Source organism: Sellimonas caecigallum (assembly GCF_019754295.1).
GTDB lineage: Bacteria > Bacillota > Clostridia > Lachnospirales > Lachnospiraceae > Sellimonas > Sellimonas caecigallum.
On record NZ_VIRV01000001.1, the window covers coordinates 193,395 to 211,853 of the forward strand.

The following is an 18,459-nucleotide window of genomic DNA, read 5'->3' on the forward strand; positions in this document are numbered from 1 at the left end:
AAATTCCTTAAAGTTCTCCGAGTTCTTTTCGTATTCTTTCTATGGACTCCGCATTTCTCACTGTCTTCTTCTTCTCGCTCTGGATCACTGCGTGCAGATCATCCACACATGTCTCCAGCTCGTCATTGACGATAAAGTAATCGTAAGCCTCGATTCCATCCGCCTCTTCTTTAGCTCTGGAAAGTCTGCCTTCGATGACATCCATCGTCTCGGTCCCTCTTCCAACAAGTCTGCGTTTCAGCTCCGCTGCATTCGGAGGCGTGATAAAAATCAGAAGTGTCTCCGGAAATTTTTCTTTTACTTTCAAAGCGCCCTGGATCTCAATCTCCAGTATCACATCTTTTCCGGCGGCCAACTGCTCCTCCACATAAGAGCGCGGTGTCCCATAATAATTGTCAACATATCTAGCATACTCTATTAACTCGTCTTGTGCAATCATTTTTTCAAATTCTTCTGTTTCTTTGAAAAAATATTCTCTTCCGTCCTGCTCGCCTTCTCTTGGCTTTCTCGTAGTAGCAGAAATGGAAAGAGCGTAATTGTCATATTTTTCCATAAGCCTTTTCATCACAGTTCCTTTGCCAGCTCCGGAAAATCCGGACAATACGATCAAAATCCCCTTCTGATCCATAGTCTTCTTCCTCTCATCTCTCTTATTCTATATTCTGTATCTGTTCGCGTACTTTTTCAATCTCAGTCTTCAGCTCGATAGCCAGATTCGATACTTCTAGATCGTTGGCTTTCGAAAGGATCGTGTTAGCCTCGCGATTCATCTCCTGGGCGATAAAATCCAGCTTCCTGCCGATTCCTTCCCCGGATACAAGTGTTGCCTTCATGTGGTCGATATGGCTTTTCAGGCGGACAACTTCCTCATCCGTGCAAATCTTATCTGCAAAAAGTACAACTTCCGCAGCGATCCTTCCTTCCTCCATCTGTGCATCGCCAAGCAGTTCTTTTACCTTTTCTTCCAGCTTTTCTCTGTATTCTGCGAGAATCTGTGGAGAGCGCTCCTCTACTTTGGAAACGACCTGCCTCATACCGTCCAGTTTTCCGATCAGATCCTCCTGAAGTTTTCTGCCTTCCACCTCTCTTGTCTCCACAAAACGGCTGCATGCTGCACTGAGCGCCTGTCTGAGACTGCTCCACAGAGCCTCCTCATCCACAGCCTGTTCTTCCATCGTCAAAATTTCCGGATACCGTGACAGCGTGGAGACACGGATATCATTTTCCAGCCCGAATTTTTCTTCCATCTGTCTGAGATATCCCAAATATTCAGAAGCCAGCGCCTCATTGTACTTCAGCGATACCTGACTTTCGGAAAGATCTTCGTAAGAGATAAAAATATCTACCTTCCCCCTGCTTACATATTCTTTCAAAAGGTTTCGAATGGATGTCTCAAAAAAATTAAGCTTCTTTGGCATGCGTATATTCACATCCAGATACCGGTGGTTCACACCCTTCATCTCCACCGTGATTTTCTTTTCTTTATCCTGGATCTCAGCTCTGCCAAAGCCTGTCATACTTTTGATCATTGTACTTTCCTCGTCTTATTCTTCTTTTTTGGCTTACAGCTCATTATTTTTCATTATAAGTCATTTAAAATTTTGCGTCAACTGTGTTATACTGTAAAACAGACCAGAAAAAAGGAGAGACAAATATGGCATTTGACGGAATTACCATTGCAAATATTGTAAAAGACCTGAAGACTTCCCTTCTGGACGGGCGAATCTCCAAGATCGCCCAGCCGGAAGCGGACGAGCTTCTGCTTACTATAAAGAAACCGGACGGACAAAGGCGGCTCTACATCTCCGCCAGTGCCTCCCTTCCGCTCATATATCTGACAGATGAGAACAAACCAAGCCCATTTACCGCCCCAAACTTCTGTATGCTCCTCAGAAAGCATATCGCAAACGGCCGGATCGTCTCCATTACCCAGCCTTCCCTGGAGCGGATCATCATTTTTGAAATCGAGCATCTAAATGAACTTGGAGACTTGTGCAGAAAAAAACTGATCGTGGAGATCATGGGGAAACACAGCAATATTATTTTCTGTGACTCTGATGACCAGATCATCGACAGCATCAAACACGTCCCGGCCCAGATGAGTTCTGTCCGGGAAGTACTGCCTGGAAGAAAATATTTTATTCCGGATACGATGCACAAAGCTGATCCTCTTCGCACGTCTGAGGACGGGTTTGCAGATATACTCCGCAACAAACCGATGCCTCTTTCCAAAGCTTTATACACCGGGTTCACAGGCCTTAGCCCTGTTGCCGCGGAAGAGATCTGCTATCTCTCCGGTATCGATTCTTCCCTCCCTCCTAGTGAATTGTCCGAGGATTATCTGATCCATCTTTTCCGGCAGTTTTCCTTCTTTATGGATCGGATACGGGAAGGCATCTTCTCCCCGTGTATTTATTACCGTGGAAACGAACCGCAGGAGTTTTCTGCTGTGCCTCTAACCCACCTTACGGACTGCGAATGCCGGCCTTTTGACACGATCTCACAAGTGCTTTCTTCTTACTATGCAGTCAAAAACCGGATCACACGGATCCGGCAGAAATCTTCTGACCTTCGCCATGTCGTCCAGACAGCTCTTGAGCGGAATCGGAAAAAATTTGACTTGCAGACAAAACAGCTGAAAGGAACGGAAAAAAGGGATCGATACAAAGTTTACGGAGAACTTCTTCACACATACGGGTACAGCCTGGAACCAGGAGCCAAGGAGCTTACTGCTCTCAATTATTACACAAACGAGATGATCACGATCCCTCTGGATGAGACGAAGACACCACAGGAAAATGCCAAGCGCTACTTTGAGAAATACAATAAACAGAAGCGGACTTTTGAGGCCCTGTCAGAGCTGATCAAGGAGACACAGGACGAGGTGCGTTACCTGGAATCCGTCAGCAGTGCCCTTGATTTTGCCCGGACAGAAGATGATCTGGCGCAGATCAAAGAAGAGCTTTCAGAAAGCGGATATGTCCGCCGAAAATTTTCAAAGAAAAAAGTCAAATTCAAGAGTGTGCCCCTGCATTACCTCTCCAGCGACGGATACGACATGTATGTCGGCAAAAACAATCTCCAGAACGAAGAACTGACTTTCTCATTTGCCAACGGAAACGACTGGTGGTTTCACGCAAAACAGGTACCAGGCTCCCACGTGATCGTAAAATCCCAGGGCGTTGAAATGCCGGACCGGGTCTTTGAGGAGGCCGGAAAACTTGCCGCCCACTACTCCAAAAACGCCGGAAGCAAAAAAGTGGAAGTAGACTATATTGAGAAAAAACACATCAAAAAAGTAAAGGGACAAAAACCTGGATTTGTCATCTATCACACAAACTACTCCCTGATAGCGGACACCGATATCAGCATGTTAAAAGAGATACCGGAAAAATAAAAGGTATTTACCGCGAACATTTCAAAACTGTGAAAAAAGAGGCACAATTTCTTGTGCCCCTTTTTGATTACAGTGTTTTGATAAACCGAAGGAAGGAATTTCTTCCTTCTTCTGTACATTTGTACACTCCCGCGTCTTCCAACACTTTTACAAACACACTTCCGATCTCCTGCTCCAGGATTTCTTCGATGTTCTTTTCGTTGATCTGCTCATATTTTGGCAGGAACCCTTCTACCCAGTCTGCATGTTTTTCAATCTTTTCACAGCTCCGGATATCTTTTCCATTCAGAATATACTCTTTTAAAAGCTCCATCTCCTCTTTCAGTCGAGCCGGAAGTACTGCAAGTCCCATAACCTCGATCAGACCGATGTTTTCTTTTTTGATATGGTGATACTCCGCGTGCGGGTGGTACACGCCAAGCGGGTGTTCGCTCGTCGTAATATTATTGCGAAGTGTCAAGTCGAGCTCGTACATTCCGTCTTTTCTTCGTGCGATCGGCGTGATCGTATTGTGTGGTTCCCCGTCTGTCTCAGCATAGATAAATGCCTCCTCGTCTGTGTAGCTTCTCCATGCCTGCAGTACGTGGTCTGCAAGATCGATCAGTCTCTTCTCATCTTTGTGGCGGATGCGCAGAACAGAGAGCGGCCACTTGACGATTCCGGATTCCACATCTTCATATCCCGGTATGACAACTTCCTTTTCGATCGGAGCCTTTGCCATGGCGAAAGTATAGTGTCCGCCCTGGAAATGATCGTGGCTGAGGATCGATCCTCCTACGATCGGGAGATCTGCATTGGATCCAAGGAAATAGTGCGGGAACTGTTTTACGAAATCGAACAGTTTTGTAAATGCTGCCCTGTCAATCTTCATTGGCACATGTTTACCGTTAAATACGATACAGTGTTCATTGTAATATACGTACGGAGAATACTGGAATCCCCACTGAGAATCATTGATTGTGATCGGGATGATCCGGTGGTTTTCACGCGCCGGATGATCCAGGCGTCCTGCATATCCTTCATTTTCCACACAAAGCTGACAGCTTGGATAACTTGTTGTCTTGGCATTTTTTGCCGCAGCGATGGCTTTCGGGTCTTTTTCCGGTTTGGAAAGATTGATCGTGATATCGATCTCGCCGTACGGGCTGTCCACTTTCCATTTTTTATCTTTTTTCACGCGATACCTTCTGATGTAATCGCTGTCCTGGCTCAGCTTGTAGAAATACTCTGTAGCCGATTCCGGCGATTCTTCATACTTTTCAAAGAATTCCCTCTGCACCTGAGCCGGCCGTGGGACAAGGCAGTTCATGATTTTCGTATCAAAAAGATCACGGTAACCGATGCTATCCTCAATCAACTCTCTTTTTACAGCTTCATCGAGGAGATCTTTTAACACTTCCTCCAGATTCACATCTTTGTATTCTTCCTGAGGCTCTTCATAGCTATCCTCATGAAACAGATCCAAAAGAAGATTTCTCGCATAAATTTTTTCACACTCTGGGAGCAGACCTGTCTCTACCCCGTATTGTATCAGCTTCTTTATACTTTCATTCAGCATTTCTTTACACACTCCTTACTCTACGACTCCGGCGCCATCTCCGATTTCCACTACGTAGAATTCTGCCTCGTGTCCTGTCTTTTCTTTGTATCCTTGTCCGACCTTTTCGATAAACATATCGACTGCATCATTTTTTACGATGCTGACCGTACATCCTCCGAATCCGCCTCCAGTAATACGGGATCCTATTACTCCGTCAATCTCCCATGCCAGATCTACAAGGATATCGATTTCCTCACAGGATACTTCATAGTCGTCTCTCAGAGAAACATGGGATGCATTCATCAGTTTCCCGAATTCTGTGATATTATTCTCTTTCAGAGCTTTTACCGCACGGATCGTCCTCTGATTTTCATAGACTGCATGTTTTGCACGTTTCCGGCAGATTTCATCAGAGATCGCATCTTTATGAGCCTCAAACTCTTCTTCTGTGAGATCCCCAAGTGTGTCAATGTCTGCCACTTTCTGGAGATCTTTGAGCGCTTTTTCACTTTCGTTTCTTCTGTCATTGTAGGCTGAATCCACGAGGCTGTGTTTTACCTTGCTGTTTGTGATCACGATTTTCGCATCCGGAAGTTTTACAGATGCATATTCGTATTTCAGCGTATTTGTATCAAGGAAAATCGCACAGTCTTTCTTTCCCATAGCCACCGCAAACTGATCCATGATTCCGCAGTTGCATCCATTATAATTGTTTTCGGAATACTGTCCGATCAAGGCGATTTCCGGCATGGAGATCTCGATTCCAAACAGGTCTTTTAACATCACTCCAATCAGTACTTCCAGTGATGCTGAAGAAGAAAGTCCGGAACCATTCGGGATTGTTCCATAGATCAGTACGTCCATCCCCTGGCTGATCTCAAATCCTTTCTTCTGGAACGCCCAGATGACTCCCTTCGGATAGTTCGTCCATCCTGCCTTATCAGACGGCACAAGGTCGTCGAGACTTGTCTCTACGATGCCGAGTTTTTCAAAATTCATAGAGTAAAAGCGAAGCTTTCTGTCTTCTCTTTTCCGCGCAATACCGTATGTTCCGAGAGTCAGAGCACACGGAAATACGTGTCCTCCATTGTAGTCTGTATGTTCACCGATCAGATTGACACGCCCCGGAGAAAAATAGGAATGAATCTCTCCTTCCCCGCCGTAAAGTTTTTTGAATGTTTCCATCAACTTGTTCTGCATAATCTTATCCTTCCTTTTTTAGTTTGAAAACCGCTTGCTGTTTTCGTCTCGCTATATTAAAATTATAATGCTTATATTGATTTCAAACAACAAGTATCTTGCTGAAATTTATAACGATATTGAGGTGTTTTATGCAGATCCGCACTGATGAAGAAAAAAAAGAGCTGAAACAGCACGGGGACTATACGTTCCCTGTCCGTCTCAGCGAAGAAATGCTTTCCCGCTACGAAGGAGGTTCCTTTATGTGGCACTGGCACTCTGAAATCGAGCTGACTTTGATCCGAAAAGGCTGTATCGACTACCATGTAAATGGAGAACATTACCTGTTGAAAGAAGGGGATGGGATTTTCTGCAACAGCAATGTACTCCATTCCGGATACCGGGTGGGATCATCTGACTGCCAGTATTTTTCTGTAACTTTTCATCCAAAATTTATCTATGGGTTTGAAAACAGTGTCCTCCAGACAAAATATGTCCAGCCAATCCTAAATACCGGTTATTTTTCTTCCTCTGTTTTTTGCCGCGGGGAAGAATCCCAGGATCATGTCCTCTCCCTTCTGTGGGAGATCTTTGATCTCTACTGCAAACAGGATAAAGACATGGAATTTCGGCTCCATCTCATCCTGTCTGAAATCTGGTTTTCACTTTACCAACGCTTTCTCCTTGTCTCCTGTCCAGAGTCCGGAGGAGCAGCCTATATCGGAAGACTGAAAGACATACTGGAATATATCCACACTTCCTATCGTCAGCCCCTTACCCTGGAAGAGATCGCCGAACAAGCGCACCTTTCCAAAAGCGAATGCTGCCGTTTCTTCAAGAAGCATATGCATATGACACTTTTCGACTATCTTCTCTATTACCGCATTCAACAAAGTCTTCCTCTTCTAAAGGAAGGACAATGTACGATCGCAAAAGCGGCAGAGTTGAGTGGATTTTCCAGCGCCTGTTATTACAGCAAAATTTTCCGGAGAGAAATGCACTGTACACCCAAGCAGTATCAGAACAGTTTTATCGATCCGGATGGCTCACACTGATCTCCCCGGTCCTTAAGATTTCCTCCGTGCCGTCCTCGTATCGAACGCGAAGAGAGCACCTGTCGTCAATTCCCACGGCAATGGCAGGCTTCTTTTTGTCCGCCGTGTGCACAAATATTTTTTCTCCCATCCACAGCATCTTCTCTTTGTAGGAAGGATAAAATGTCCGTTCTGGCAAAGTACGGTAGTATGAGAGGACGCGTTTGATGATCTCTGCCGCCAGAACGTTTCGGATTCCTTCCGGACATTGATCTCTCTGGCAGACTGCCCCGGCTTTTTCCTGAATGGATTCCGGGAATCCTCCCTCCGGCTCCAGCACGTTGACCCCGATCCCTACGATGAGAAAATCGATCGAACCGTTCTCCAAAGAAAATGAGGCTTCCGTGAGGATCCCGCTGACTTTCTTTCCTTTTGCATACACGTCATTGACCCATTTGATGGCCGTTTCCGTCCCTGTAATGGCCTCCACCGCCTCCGCTGTGGCTGCCGCCGAAGCCGCTGTGACCATCATGAGATCAGATATCTCCATCTGTGGTCTCAGAAGGATACTCATATATAGTCCCGTGTCCGCCGGGGAATAAAACTCCCTTCCCCGTCTTCCTCTTCCCTCCGTCTGGCATTTGGCAAGCACGACGGTTCCTTCTTTGGCCCCTTCATCTGCCAATTCCCTGAGCGTACGGTTTGTAGAGGCAACTTCCCCGTAAATGCAGAGACGGCAGTCTTCATATTTCTTTCCCAAATACTTGCGTATCGCCGCTTCGGAAAGCTTCTCACTTTCGCTCAGAAGAACATATCCTTTGTTCGTAACACCCTGAATACGGTATCCTTCCTTCTGAAGCGCCTTGACCGATTTCCACACAGCGCTCCTGGAAATCTGAAGTTTCTCAGCCATCTCTTGTCCTGAAATGGCTTCCCCATCTGCCTCCAAGAGTAGGGCAAGTACTCTGTCTTTTCCCGTCATGACTGATTTCTTTCCATCCTTTCTTCTGTCTCCTTTGCTTCTTCGGCCAGAACAAGTGCGAGCTGGATCCGGAAACTGTCCATATCATCGGAAAGCTGCACTCCCAGTATATCCTCGCATTTTTTCACTCTGTATTTGATGGTATTTCTGTGGAGAGACAAGGTTTCTGCCGTCTGAGCAATATTCTTCCCACAGAACAGATATGTATAAAGTGTCTTCCGAAGCTCCTCCTGCATCAGATTCTCCGGAAAGGCAAGTTCTTTCAGCATATAAGTGCACATTTCTTCCTTCTCTCTCTCCGGTATAAATTTGAACAGCTCCTTAAAATTTTTCGGCCGATAGCTGTACAGATAAGGATACTTCTCATTTGGCTGGCCATCGAACAGACTGCTCTGCGCTTCCCTGTAAGAACCGCGTATCTTGAGAATATCGGAGAAAATCCCACCTTGCGCGATCCGTATCTCTTTTTTGAAACGATCTCTGAGATAACGGTAGATTTTCTCGTAGATATCCTCCATGCCCTCCTGTTCTCCCTGGATCAAAAGAACATACCGAAACTGGGATTCCTCCGGAAAGATAAGGATACTCCTGTCGTCCTTCTCCTCAAGAAATTCCCGTATCCATTCGTACGCAAGGATGAAGTACTCTTCCCGGCTGGAAAACCGGTTTGGCTGAAATGGCTGTCTCTCCTCTTTATCCAGTTCCAAAAGAACGACCCTGTATTCCGGCATACTCCTGATTCCATGTCCTTTTCCGATTGCGAGTACCTGCCTTTCATCCCAGCTTCGCTCATCTATCTGTTCCAGAAGAATCGTTAGGAACTCTTCTCTCGATTTTATCTGATTGTATTTCATATACAGCTCACGGTAAAAATAGATCTCCAGGGCCATGATGACCTGCTCCATGACGAGCATCTGGTCTTCTGCCTTGCCAGGATCAAAGTCTTTGATGACCATGTAATTTGTATTGCGCCCCAATCCTTTAATAGGGTAGATACAGCAGCAAATTTCCTGCTCCTCACATGTGTATGCCGCATCGCTTTCGAGCTGGTCCTCTTTCAGAAGTTTCTCCACAAGGCAAAGTGTTTTCTCCCGATCTGCCTGACTGTAGCTGTATCCGTAATCCTGCACCTTTCCCCACATATCGACGATCATGACGGGCGTCCCCAATATGGCGGTCATGTTGTTGATGATGCTTTTCAGAGAGCTTCCGTGCAGGATCAGCGTTGTGATCTTTTGCTGTGCATTGAGCGCATTCAAAAGCTGATCATTCTGATTGTTCCATATATAAGACAGGATTTCATGGTACACTTTTCCGAGCGTGACATCCATGGGGATCTGAAGAAGAGGTATTCCAAGCCGGTCTGCCGTCTCGAGGACACAGTCATCCAGATAATCCAGAAATCGCCCAAGCTTGATAGCTACCCCGGCGCATTCCCTCTTATCCAGCTCTTCCAGAAAACTACACATCAAAAGAGGCTCATCCTGAAATGCCATACCTGTCATGACAAGCAGTGTATTTCTGGATATATAGGCGGATACATCCGGACTCTCCGTAGATTCCACCGTGGAGATGGTCCTGTTCAGGTCCGCATTTTGATTCAGCACACGCAGATATTGGAATTTTTCTTTTTCCAGCAAATCTTTTACTATCACTGTTTTACCTCCGATTCTGTTCTGTCAGAATAGTTCATACGACGTATACTCATAATCAAACTGATATCCCAGTTTCTGCGCCAGTCTTTTGGACTGCAGATTATGGGCATCCCAGCTTGGGTATAGTCCTCTCTTTTTGCATTCCAGGATAAGCCTGGCACCGCATGCCGTGGCAAGCCCTCTTCTCCGGTATGCTTCCTTCGTGTCAATCTCCACTTCGATTCCACCTTTGTAGGCAGAATATGCGGAAGCTCCGGCCACAATTTCGTCTCCTTTTACAGCCACTATCCCGACAGCATACTGGTCAAAGTGCGTATAATCACGGAACTGTCCTGCCAGATCTTTGCTCCACTCTTCCTGTCTGCACCGTCCGTAAAGTGTTTCGTCCATCAAACGGATTTCAAATTCCTCCGGAAGTTTCGCCGCCTCTGCCCTCAGATTTTCTTCATCAAAGGAAGCCGGATCCTTCCGAAATGCATACCTTGTAAACTTTCGGATCTTTTCTGGAAAGCACTTTTCGATCAGCGTGTTCCACCGTTCCTCCCGTCCTACCAGAATCAACATTTCTCTTTCTGATTGCCCGGCACACTCCTGGAGCAGCTCTTCACTCGGTTCTCCTGCTAAAAAGCAGAAATCTCCAAGACACGCAGCGGCAGTGACCGGATGTTCCTTTGAGTCCGCGTACATGCATCCCATAACTCTATCCAGACAGGACCAGATGACTGTCTCATTCCAACCTTCGAACAATTTTTCCGCAGCACATGGATCTTGCAGTTTTACTATCATCTTTCTCCTCCCTATTTCTTCCATTTTCTGGAAGTCTTTGTTCTCTTTCTCTTACGTTGTAATCACAACATATTTATTGTAAAAACTATATTATACTCTCAGAGAAAAGTCAACAACGAACAGACAGGAGGAAAATCAAAATGGAAAATAAAATGTTTTGTTATCAATGTCAGGAAACGGCCGGCTGCAAAGGCTGTACCATAACTGGAGTCTGTGGGAAGACTCCCAGGACAGCCGCCATGCAGGATCTTCTCGTATATGTAACCAAGGGGCTTTGCGCGGTAACTTCCCGCCTTCGTGAGCTGGGAATTCCCGTGGCCTCGTCTGTCAACAAACATATTAGCGAAAACCTTTTTGCTACTATTACCAATGCAAATTTTGATGAAGATGCGATCGTGGAGCGAATCCGCCAAACACTGATAGAAAAAGAATCCCTTCTTGCAAATCTTCCGTCGAAAGAAGGTCTTCCAGATGCTGCCTTGTGGAATGGCGCTGAGGAAACTTTCTCTGAAAAGGCGGCGAAAGTTGGTATTCTTTCCACCGAACAGGAGGATATCCGCAGCCTCCGGGAACTGATCACATATGGTATCAAAGGACTGTGCGCATATCTTTACCATGCATCCGTCCTTGGAAAGCAGGAAGAAGAAATCGATAGCTTCCTCCAGAAAGCACTTGCCGCCACACTTAATGATTCTCTCTCTGCAGAAGAACTTGTCGCACTCGCTATGGAGACTGGAAAATACGGAGTCCAGGGGATGGCTCTTCTCGATGCAGCCAACACATCAGCCTACGGCAATCCGGAAATTTCAAAGGTCAATATCGGAGTCAGAAGCCGTCCGGGTATCCTCGTATCCGGCCATGATCTCCGTGATCTGGAACTTCTGCTGGAACAGACACAGGGGACGGGCATAGATGTCTATACCCACTCTGAGATGCTCCCGGCACACTACTATCCGGCCTTCAAAAAATATCCGAATTTTATTGGAAACTATGGGAATGCATGGTGGAAACAAAAGGAAGAATTCGAAAAATTCCACGGTCCGATTCTCATGACAACCAACTGTATCGTCCCTCCAAAGGACAGCTATAAAGACCGTCTTTACACGACAGGAGCTTCGGGATATCCTGGTTGCGTCCATATTCCGGACGACGGAAAAAATGGAAAGGATTTCTCCGTTATCATCGAACATGCCAGACAGTGCGCTGCACCGGAAGAACTGGAGACCGGAGAGATCATCGGCGGATTTGCCCACAGCCAAGTGCTCTCCCTTGCGGACAATATCGTGGAAGCTGTGAAATCCGGCGCCATCAAAAAGTTTGTCGTCATGGCAGGCTGCGACGGACGGGCCAAATCCCGTGACTATTATACCGATTTTGCCCAGGCTCTCCCAAAGGACACTGTGATCTTGACAGCAGGATGCGCAAAATATAAGTATAACAAACTAAATCTCGGAGATATCAATGGAATCCCACGCGTCCTTGATGCCGGACAGTGCAATGACTCCTATTCTCTCGCACTCATCGCCTTGAAACTGCAAGAAGTCTTTGAACTTTCAGATATCAATGATCTGCCGATCATTTACAACATCTCCTGGTATGAGCAGAAAGCAGTCATCGTTCTTCTTTCTCTTCTTTACCTGGGCGTAAAGAACATTCATCTTGGACCAACACTCCCTGCCTTCCTCTCTCCGAATGTGGCAAAGATCCTAATTGAAAACTTCGGTATCGCAGGTATCAAAACTGTCCAGGAAGACATCCATACTTTCTTCCATTAAAAAGAATCCTGGCTTCAGAATCATGGTGGCACACACCATGATTCCGGCCAGGAATGTTTCTTAATTTTATAAATATCTCTATTATGAATCTTGATCTGATGCCGACACGATATGATTTGGGGATATCCTCGTTTTCCTGTATACCACATATCCAAGAACTGCCACAACCCCTTCCGTGACTGGGTAAGTCAGCCATATTCCCGTCATGTCCCAAAGAGCAGACAGCAAAAAGGCAATCGGTGCGATCAGCACAAGCCCCCGCAGCAAAGATAAAATATGTGCTGGGAGCGCCTTCTCGATAGAAGTAAAATAGACAGCAATGATCGTATTAAACCCGACAGCCAGCACAGATGTGAAGTAAATCTTCATTCCTATCACGGAAATCTGCTGCAGTTTTGGATCATTTTCACTGTTAAAGATTCCGGTAATCGGATCTGCAAATACATATAAAACCAGATAAATCAAAATTGACAATACTGCCATAGTCGTCATCGCATATCTCAGTCCCAGATGGATAGCCTTTCTGTCGCCGCTTCCATAGGCATCACTGATCAGAGGCTGTACGCCCTGGGCGATTCCCGTATAGACACCAACAACCACGAGAGAAATATTTGCAGTCACACCGTATGCTGCAACCCCTACATTTCCTTCCAGATTCAGGATCAGCATGTTAAAAATAATCATCGCGATTCCGGAAGCCAACTGTCCGATAAGGGATGGAAATCCAAGGGAAAAGTCCGTCTTTATAATACCCCAGTTTACTCTTGAACGCACAAGTCCGAATCCGTTTTCTTTTTTTATCCAGTGAAGTGACATGATCAGCATACTGATGATCGGAGAAAGTCCTGTGGCAAAAATTGCTCCGAAAATTCCCATCTTCATTGGGAAAATGAATACATAGTCCAAGATGATGTTGGAAAAACTTCCTACAAGCATAGCATTTGTTGCCAGCAATGGATTGTTGTCATTTCTAACAAAACACAGCAAAATATCGTTCATGATAAAGGCCGGTGCAAACAAAAGCAGCCATTTCAGGTAGGTATCCGTCATGGAAAGGATTGCCGGATCTGCACCTAAAAACTGTGCCAGCGGCCGCGAGAAAAACGCTCCGACAAGCGCAAACAGCACCCCGAAAAGGATTCCCAAATAAACGGTGTTCGTAAATATCTCATTGGTCTGTTTTTTGGCGCCTCCGCTTTTACATATGGAAAACTTTGTTGCTCCTCCCATCCCAAACATCAATCCACATCCGTGAATGAAATTATAGACTGGAATAGCAATATTCAATGCTGCCAAACCATTGGTGCCGAGCCCTTTGGCGACAAAAAAGGTGTCCGCCAGAATGTAGCAGGATACCCCGAGAGTCCCGAGTACGCTTAAAGAAGCAAAGCGGGCAAATTGTTTTCTGTAAGCCTTTACGTCCATCAAATTCCTCCTCTTTCACAAAAAACAACGCCAGATTCCCTATCTGCAAAGGCCTGTCGATAGGAAATCTGACGCTTAACTCTTTACCCGGCGGCAAAGACGTGTCTTTGTCATATTTATTTGCCAAAGTATAATAACACAAGATTTTGTCAAAAACAAGTGTTTTGCAGGCTTTTCTTGCATTTTCCTCCTATGGCGTGCTATACTATCCCACGTTGCAAATCCATTCAAAATCGGAGAATTCAATCATGAAATATAAAAAAACACTTTTTATCGCCTATGCAGCTATGATCGCTGCCATCTATGTGATCCTTACAAGTATATTCGCCCCTTTTGGTTTTGGCGAAATCCAGGTTCGTGTGGCGGAAGCCCTTACGATTCTTCCGGCTTTTACTTCCGCAGCAATCCCAGGACTTTTTATCGGGTGTCTGATTGGAAATATTTTAGGAGGCGCCATACTGCCTGATATCATTTTCGGAAGCCTTGCCACATTGATCGGTGCTGTTTTTGTCTTCCTCTTGCGCAGGAAAAACAAATATGTCCTGCCTCTTGCCCCTGTATTATCCAACAGTCTGATCATTCCTTTTATCCTTCGCTTTGGCTACGGGGTCAATCTTCCGATTCCTTTTTTGATGCTTTCTATCGGAATCGGAGAAATCTTAAGCTGCGGAGTGCTGGGAATGCTTCTCTACAATGCACTTTCCAAATACCGCCACACCCTTTTTCGATTCTAGCGATTATCGGACACAGATCGAAACCGGGCGTAATCAATGTCTTGCATCGTTTCTTTATACCATCTGGCAATCACATGATTGCCAGTGCAACTGTCCCGGCCGTCAAGAGTATCAATCCTGTCAGCTCTTTTCTCTTCAGCTTTTCTCCAAACACCAAGTACGAGAACACGACAGTCACAAGAACGCTCAATTTATCCACCGGGGCGACCACACTTGCCGGACCTTCCTGCAGTGCACGGTAATAGCACAGCCACGACACACCTGTAGCAATGCCGGAAAGACAGATAAAGAAGAGTTCTTTCCGGTCGCTCCTCTTTATCTCTTGCTGCTTCCCAGTCACAAATACCATCCCCCACGCAAGAACAAGCACCACAGCTGTGCGGATCGCGGTTCCCAGATTAGATTCCACCTCAGAGATTCCGATTTTCCCAAAAATCGCAGTCAGACTTGCAAAAAATGCTGATCCTGCCGCATACAGCATCCATCCGGTTTTTATATCTTTCTTGTCATCTTTCACTTCTTTTTGCTCAATCATTAGAAAAATTCCCACTGCAATTACGGCTGCTGCTACAGCCTTCGGAATGCTGACACCCTCTCCTAAAAAAATCAGAGCAAGTATAATGGTAAGCACTGTACTGGACTTGTCAATGGGAACTACTTTATTAATGTCCCCGATCTGCAGCGCCCGAAAATAGCATAACCAGGAAGCGCCTGTCGCCGCACCTAACAGGATCAAAAACATGAATGTCTTCCCCGTGATTTCCGAAATCTTGCTGCCCGATCCCACAATCCACACGATTTCCCAGGAAAACAGCAGAACAACCACTGTTCTCACTGCCGTCGCTACAGTTGTATCCGTTTTTCGGATTCCGCACTTTGCAAGAATCGCAGTGATCCCTGAAAAGAAAGCAGCTCCAGCCGCATATAAAAGCCACATATTTTACCCCTTCTTTCCTAACCATTTAATCATAACGCAGATATTCTCTCTTTTCCAGACCGTTTTTGATTAATATGCACGGTTACCGTTTAGGCATCTTCATTTTTCTGTTTCTCCTTTCCTGAGACAAAAACAAAACAGCCGCCGGATGATACTCCGGACGACTGTTCTGCATAAAATTTACGGTCTTTCTTATCGCTGCTATGCTTCTTTTCTCATTCTCTTCTTTGCTTCTTCAACGGTTTCCCCGTCTTTTGTCAGGAACTCTTCTACAAAGGAATCTGTCATTTTCGTAAAACTGTTTACTGCACCTTCTTCCATTTTCTTATAGCCGCCAACCACGGTTTTCTCAATCTTTTTATAACCTCCCACAACTTTTTCAGCTATCTTTTCATTTTTCTCTGCGAGTTTCAATTTTGCCATAATCACACCCCTCCCTTTTTATTTTCTCTTTTTAATGATAACTGCAGCAGCTCCCACAACGGCTGCGATTCCTGCGATGATTGCCATTTTCCCTGCCCGTTCTGTCAACCTTGATTCTCTTTTGCTATTATAAGTTTAAACTTTCAACCCATTCCTCTACATCTGACTCGTCAGCTCCTGACCGGAATCGTTCGCCTTCCTGCCAGTTACCTGTTCCTGCCATCTCTGCCAAGAGATCTCCGCTGTCTCCCATACCGGAGGAAGCGGATGTTGCAAATGGGATAACTGTCTTCCCTGTAAAGTCGTTTGCTTCCACGAAGGTATCTACAGGCCACGCTGCAATGCCCCACCAGATCGGATAGCCGATAAATACTGTATCGTAAGACTCCCAATTTTCAATCGTCTCGGACACCAGCTCCACATCTCTAAGACTCTCATCTTCGTATTCTTTTGTGACACGGCTGTTGTCATCCGTCCAGTCCAGATCCTCATCTGTATATGGCTCTGCCGGTTCCAGTTCAAAAAGATCCCCGCCTGTGGCAGATGCGATGACATTTGCCACACTTTCCGTGTTCCCTGTCGCAGAATAATATACAACCAGAGTATTGCCCGTATTTTCTCCCTGCGTACTGTCTGTGTCTTCGGAGGAGTCCTTCGTTTTGTCACTGGTTTCATCCTGCTGTTCTGTCTGCTGTTTATTGCCTTCGCCGCTGTCTGTGGAAGATCCACATCCTGCCAGCAGGCTGACTGTTGCCGCACCGATTAAAATCATAGAAAGTAATTTTTTCAATTTCATTAAGATCACTGCTCCTTTTCTCTACATACATCTTATTTTTGTATCACTGTCTTTTACTTCTCAAACAACCATCCCATCATTTCATCATCATGTGGAAACAGAGCTCCTCCGCCGCCGTGCTGGTTTGTGACGCCTCCTTCTTCAAAATAGGAATCATCTTTGATATCTAACACTAAAATCTGGTCAATCTCAGCTTCGGTAAGTCCTTGCTGTTCATACAGATCATGGAGCCGCCTGTATGTTTCTTTTGTCGGTTCTGATCCATAGTATTCGTCCTCTTCGCCGATTGCCAGATAAACCGGTGTTCTGTTCTCTGCTACCGACTCGTAAGCGCCGTCCCACTTGGAACTTCCGTGAAGATAAGCTGTAAAAAGATCCGGGCGCATACCCATGGCGAGCGACATCGTTTCTCCCCCTCCGGAATACCCTTCCCCGTATACCTTATCGGGATCAATATTATAATTGGCAAGAAAATACTCTGCGAGGGCTATCGTCTGACGGGCAGAAGTCTCTCCCCAGTCTTCCAGCTGCGGGGCCACGATGATCATCTCCGGATTGTATTCCTGGGCAGTAAATCCGAAATCTTCTGTCTGGAGATTTACCCCCACTCCCTGGAAATACAGTCCCTGATATCCCGGCAGTGTAAAAAACAGCGCATACGGTTTACTGCCATCGTAACTTTCCGGGATATAAACATTATAATGGATATCTCCTTCTGTCTGTGAATGGAAAACATTATCCAAAAGAAATCTTCTGTATTCCTCAGTTCCTTCCGTCACTTCCTCATCAGAGACACTGTAATCCTGATTGGACTCCTGCGTTTGGTCAAAGACTGCTTCTTTGGATCTGGTCTGTTCTTCACACCCCGTCAGCATCAGAGACATCGCGAGGATACATCCTGCTGCGACAATTTTTTTCATTTAAAGCTCCTCGGCCAATTTATCTATTTTTGCTGATCTACCGGCGGAACCATCTCGGCGTACTTTTTCAGCATTTCCGGTGTGCTTATATAGTACCTTTTATCTTCATTCAAATCGGCAATCTCTTTTACTTCCTCATCCGTAAGGGAAAAATCAAAAATATCAAAATTTTCTTTGATATGTTCCGGATTTTTTGATCCCGGGATGACGATATTGCCTTCTTGAATATGCCAGCGCAAAATGATCTGGGCAGTGGTTTTTTTGTATTTTTCCGCCAGCTTTTCAAACAAAGGTTCCTGCAAAAGTGCGGCGTCTCCATGTCCCAGCGGATACCATGCCTGGATAACCATTCCTTCTTTTTCCAAAAATCTTTTCAGCTCTTTTTCCTGCGCATATGGATGTACCTCTGTCTGAAGGACTGTCGGCTCAACTTCACATACATTCAAAATCTCCTCTATCTGACTCTGTGTAAAATTTGAAAGTCCGATAGCCCGTACTTTCCCTTCTTTGAAGGCTTTCTCCATCAATCGGTATCCTGCAAGATAGTTGCCGGCCGGCTGATGGATCAACAGCAAGTCGATATAGTCCGTGTCTAATCTTTCGAGCGTCTTCTCTACCGCATCTTCCTGCTCATAGAAAGATGGCCACAATTTTGTCTCAAGAAAGATCTCTTCTCTTGCAATGCCTGATTTCTTCATAGCGCGCCCTACCGCCTTTTCATTTACATATGCGTTTGCCGTATCGATCAAACGGCAGCCTCCCTGAAGCGCGCTTAATACGGCAGCTTCCGCCTCATCCGGCTGCAGCAGAAAAGTTCCGATTCCCGCCATAGGCATTTTTACTCCATTTTTCAATGTCACATACATCATAGCAACT

General features: G+C 45.6%; 18 protein-coding genes. 4 read left to right on the plus strand and 14 right to left on the minus strand.

All coding sequences use genetic code 11. The annotated features are described in order from the left end of the window. Positions 1–7: 7 nt before the first annotated feature. Positions 8–628, minus strand: coding sequence for a guanylate kinase (gene gmk / locus FLB61_RS00935; protein ID WP_087212737.1), 621 nt, complete (start codon positions 626–628; stop codon positions 8–10). 22 nt (positions 629–650) lie between these two features. Next, a complete protein-coding gene (locus FLB61_RS00940; RefSeq protein ID WP_087212734.1) occupies positions 651–1,529 on the minus strand; it encodes a YicC/YloC family endoribonuclease in 879 nt (292 codons plus the stop codon). A 125-nt stretch (positions 1,530–1,654) separates the two neighbouring features. Between FLB61_RS00940 and FLB61_RS00945 the strand changes: the two genes are divergently transcribed. After that, positions 1,655–3,397, plus strand: a complete 1,743-nt coding sequence (locus tag FLB61_RS00945) for an Rqc2 family fibronectin-binding protein (RefSeq protein WP_221919158.1) — start codon at positions 1,655–1,657, stop codon at positions 3,395–3,397. 67 nt (positions 3,398–3,464) lie between these two features. Here the strand turns inward: FLB61_RS00945 and galT are convergent, their stop codons facing one another. Then, the gene (gene galT / locus FLB61_RS00950; RefSeq protein ID WP_221919159.1) at positions 3,465–4,955 is read right to left on the minus strand and encodes a UDP-glucose--hexose-1-phosphate uridylyltransferase; all 1,491 of its coding nucleotides are present in this window, start codon (positions 4,953–4,955) and stop codon (positions 3,465–3,467) included. Between the two features lie 15 nt (positions 4,956–4,970). Continuing rightward, the gene (locus FLB61_RS00955; RefSeq protein WP_221919160.1) at positions 4,971–6,137 is read right to left on the minus strand and encodes a galactokinase; all 1,167 of its coding nucleotides are present in this window, start codon (positions 6,135–6,137) and stop codon (positions 4,971–4,973) included. A gap of 131 nt (positions 6,138–6,268) precedes the next feature. Between FLB61_RS00955 and FLB61_RS00960 the strand changes: the two genes are divergently transcribed. Beyond that, complete coding sequence (locus tag FLB61_RS00960) at positions 6,269–7,171, plus strand: helix-turn-helix transcriptional regulator (RefSeq protein ID WP_087213243.1); 903 nt, start codon at positions 6,269–6,271, stop codon at positions 7,169–7,171. Here FLB61_RS00960 and FLB61_RS00965 read toward each other — a convergent pair. The 3 genes from FLB61_RS00965 to FLB61_RS00975 are packed head-to-tail and all read right to left on the minus strand — an operon-like array spanning position 7,146 to position 10,573. Next, entirely contained in the window at positions 7,146–8,132 is a 987-nt protein-coding gene (locus tag FLB61_RS00965; protein WP_087213240.1) for a biotin--[acetyl-CoA-carboxylase] ligase, read from the minus strand. The two genes, FLB61_RS00960 and FLB61_RS00965, sit on opposite strands and share 26 nt — an antisense overlap. Continuing rightward, positions 8,129–9,787 carry a PucR family transcriptional regulator gene (locus FLB61_RS00970; RefSeq protein WP_221919161.1) on the minus strand — a complete coding sequence of 553 codons (1,659 nt, stop codon included), beginning with the start codon at positions 9,785–9,787 and terminating at the stop codon, positions 8,129–8,131. The genes FLB61_RS00965 and FLB61_RS00970 overlap by 4 nt, the downstream gene beginning before the upstream one ends. A 24-nt stretch (positions 9,788–9,811) precedes the next feature. Then, entirely contained in the window at positions 9,812–10,573 is a 762-nt protein-coding gene (locus FLB61_RS00975; protein WP_221919162.1) for a GNAT family N-acetyltransferase, read from the minus strand. Positions 10,574–10,713: 140 nt separating this feature from the next. On the opposite strand from FLB61_RS00975, the gene hcp reads away from it, so the two are divergent. Continuing rightward, the gene (hcp, locus tag FLB61_RS00980) at positions 10,714–12,348 is read left to right on the plus strand and encodes a hydroxylamine reductase (protein WP_221919163.1); all 1,635 of its coding nucleotides are present in this window, start codon (positions 10,714–10,716) and stop codon (positions 12,346–12,348) included. A gap of 81 nt (positions 12,349–12,429) precedes the next feature. Here hcp and FLB61_RS00985 read toward each other — a convergent pair whose 3' ends face one another. Then, positions 12,430–13,773, minus strand: coding sequence for an MATE family efflux transporter (locus FLB61_RS00985; protein WP_221919164.1), 1,344 nt, complete (start codon positions 13,771–13,773; stop codon positions 12,430–12,432). Positions 13,774–14,021: 248 nt separating this feature from the next. On the opposite strand from FLB61_RS00985, the gene FLB61_RS00990 reads away from it, so the two are divergent. Continuing rightward, complete coding sequence (locus FLB61_RS00990) at positions 14,022–14,507, plus strand: QueT transporter family protein (RefSeq protein ID WP_087213228.1); 486 nt, start codon at positions 14,022–14,024, stop codon at positions 14,505–14,507. 70 nt (positions 14,508–14,577) lie between these two features. On the opposite strand, the gene FLB61_RS00995 is transcribed toward FLB61_RS00990, so the two are convergent. The 6 genes from FLB61_RS00995 to FLB61_RS01020 form a co-directional block, all read right to left on the minus strand. After that, positions 14,578–15,444, minus strand: coding sequence for an EamA family transporter (locus FLB61_RS00995; protein WP_221919165.1), 867 nt, complete (start codon positions 15,442–15,444; stop codon positions 14,578–14,580). 201 nt (positions 15,445–15,645) lie between these two features. Further along, entirely contained in the window at positions 15,646–15,867 is a 222-nt protein-coding gene (locus tag FLB61_RS01000; protein ID WP_221919166.1) for a hypothetical protein, read from the minus strand. Between the two features lie 18 nt (positions 15,868–15,885). Continuing rightward, positions 15,886–15,975 (minus strand): LPXTG cell wall anchor domain-containing protein, encoded by a 90-nt coding sequence (locus FLB61_RS01005; RefSeq protein WP_221919167.1) that lies wholly within the window; start codon positions 15,973–15,975, stop codon positions 15,886–15,888. Between the two features lie 19 nt (positions 15,976–15,994). Then, on the minus strand, positions 15,995–16,663 hold the full coding sequence (locus FLB61_RS01010) for a flavodoxin (RefSeq protein ID WP_221919168.1): 669 nt from the start codon (positions 16,661–16,663) through the stop codon (positions 15,995–15,997). 53 nt (positions 16,664–16,716) lie between these two features. Continuing rightward, positions 16,717–17,583 carry a prolyl oligopeptidase family serine peptidase gene (locus FLB61_RS01015; RefSeq protein ID WP_221919169.1) on the minus strand — a complete coding sequence of 289 codons (867 nt, stop codon included), beginning with the start codon at positions 17,581–17,583 and terminating at the stop codon, positions 16,717–16,719. Between the two features lie 23 nt (positions 17,584–17,606). Then, entirely contained in the window at positions 17,607–18,452 is an 846-nt protein-coding gene (locus FLB61_RS01020) for an aldo/keto reductase (protein ID WP_221919170.1), read from the minus strand. Positions 18,453–18,459 lie beyond the last annotated feature (7 nt).

Coding starts and splice junctions, on each gene's coding strand:
- gmk (WP_087212737.1), bottom strand. CDS start 628: ATGGATCAGAAGGGGATTTTGATCGTATTGTCCGGATTTTCCGGAGCT.
- FLB61_RS00940 (WP_087212734.1), bottom strand. CDS start 1,529: ATGATCAAAAGTATGACAGGCTTTGGCAGAGCTGAGATCCAGGATAAA.
- FLB61_RS00945 (WP_221919158.1), top strand. CDS start 1,655: ATGGCATTTGACGGAATTACCATTGCAAATATTGTAAAAGACCTGAAG.
- galT (WP_221919159.1), bottom strand. CDS start 4,955: ATGCTGAATGAAAGTATAAAGAAGCTGATACAATACGGGGTAGAGACA.
- FLB61_RS00955 (WP_221919160.1), bottom strand. CDS start 6,137: ATGCAGAACAAGTTGATGGAAACATTCAAAAAACTTTACGGCGGGGAA.
- FLB61_RS00960 (WP_087213243.1), top strand. CDS start 6,269: ATGCAGATCCGCACTGATGAAGAAAAAAAAGAGCTGAAACAGCACGGG.
- FLB61_RS00965 (WP_087213240.1), bottom strand. CDS start 8,132: ATGACGGGAAAAGACAGAGTACTTGCCCTACTCTTGGAGGCAGATGGG.
- FLB61_RS00975 (WP_221919162.1), bottom strand. CDS start 10,573: ATGATAGTAAAACTGCAAGATCCATGTGCTGCGGAAAAATTGTTCGAA.
- hcp (WP_221919163.1), top strand. CDS start 10,714: ATGGAAAATAAAATGTTTTGTTATCAATGTCAGGAAACGGCCGGCTGC.
- FLB61_RS00985 (WP_221919164.1), bottom strand. CDS start 13,773: ATGGACGTAAAGGCTTACAGAAAACAATTTGCCCGCTTTGCTTCTTTA.
- FLB61_RS00990 (WP_087213228.1), top strand. CDS start 14,022: ATGAAATATAAAAAAACACTTTTTATCGCCTATGCAGCTATGATCGCT.
- FLB61_RS00995 (WP_221919165.1), bottom strand. CDS start 15,444: ATGTGGCTTTTATATGCGGCTGGAGCTGCTTTCTTTTCAGGGATCACT.
- FLB61_RS01000 (WP_221919166.1), bottom strand. CDS start 15,867: ATGGCAAAATTGAAACTCGCAGAGAAAAATGAAAAGATAGCTGAAAAA.
- FLB61_RS01010 (WP_221919168.1), bottom strand. CDS start 16,663: ATGAAATTGAAAAAATTACTTTCTATGATTTTAATCGGTGCGGCAACA.
- FLB61_RS01015 (WP_221919169.1), bottom strand. CDS start 17,583: ATGAAAAAAATTGTCGCAGCAGGATGTATCCTCGCGATGTCTCTGATG.
- FLB61_RS01020 (WP_221919170.1), bottom strand. CDS start 18,452: ATGATGTATGTGACATTGAAAAATGGAGTAAAAATGCCTATGGCGGGA.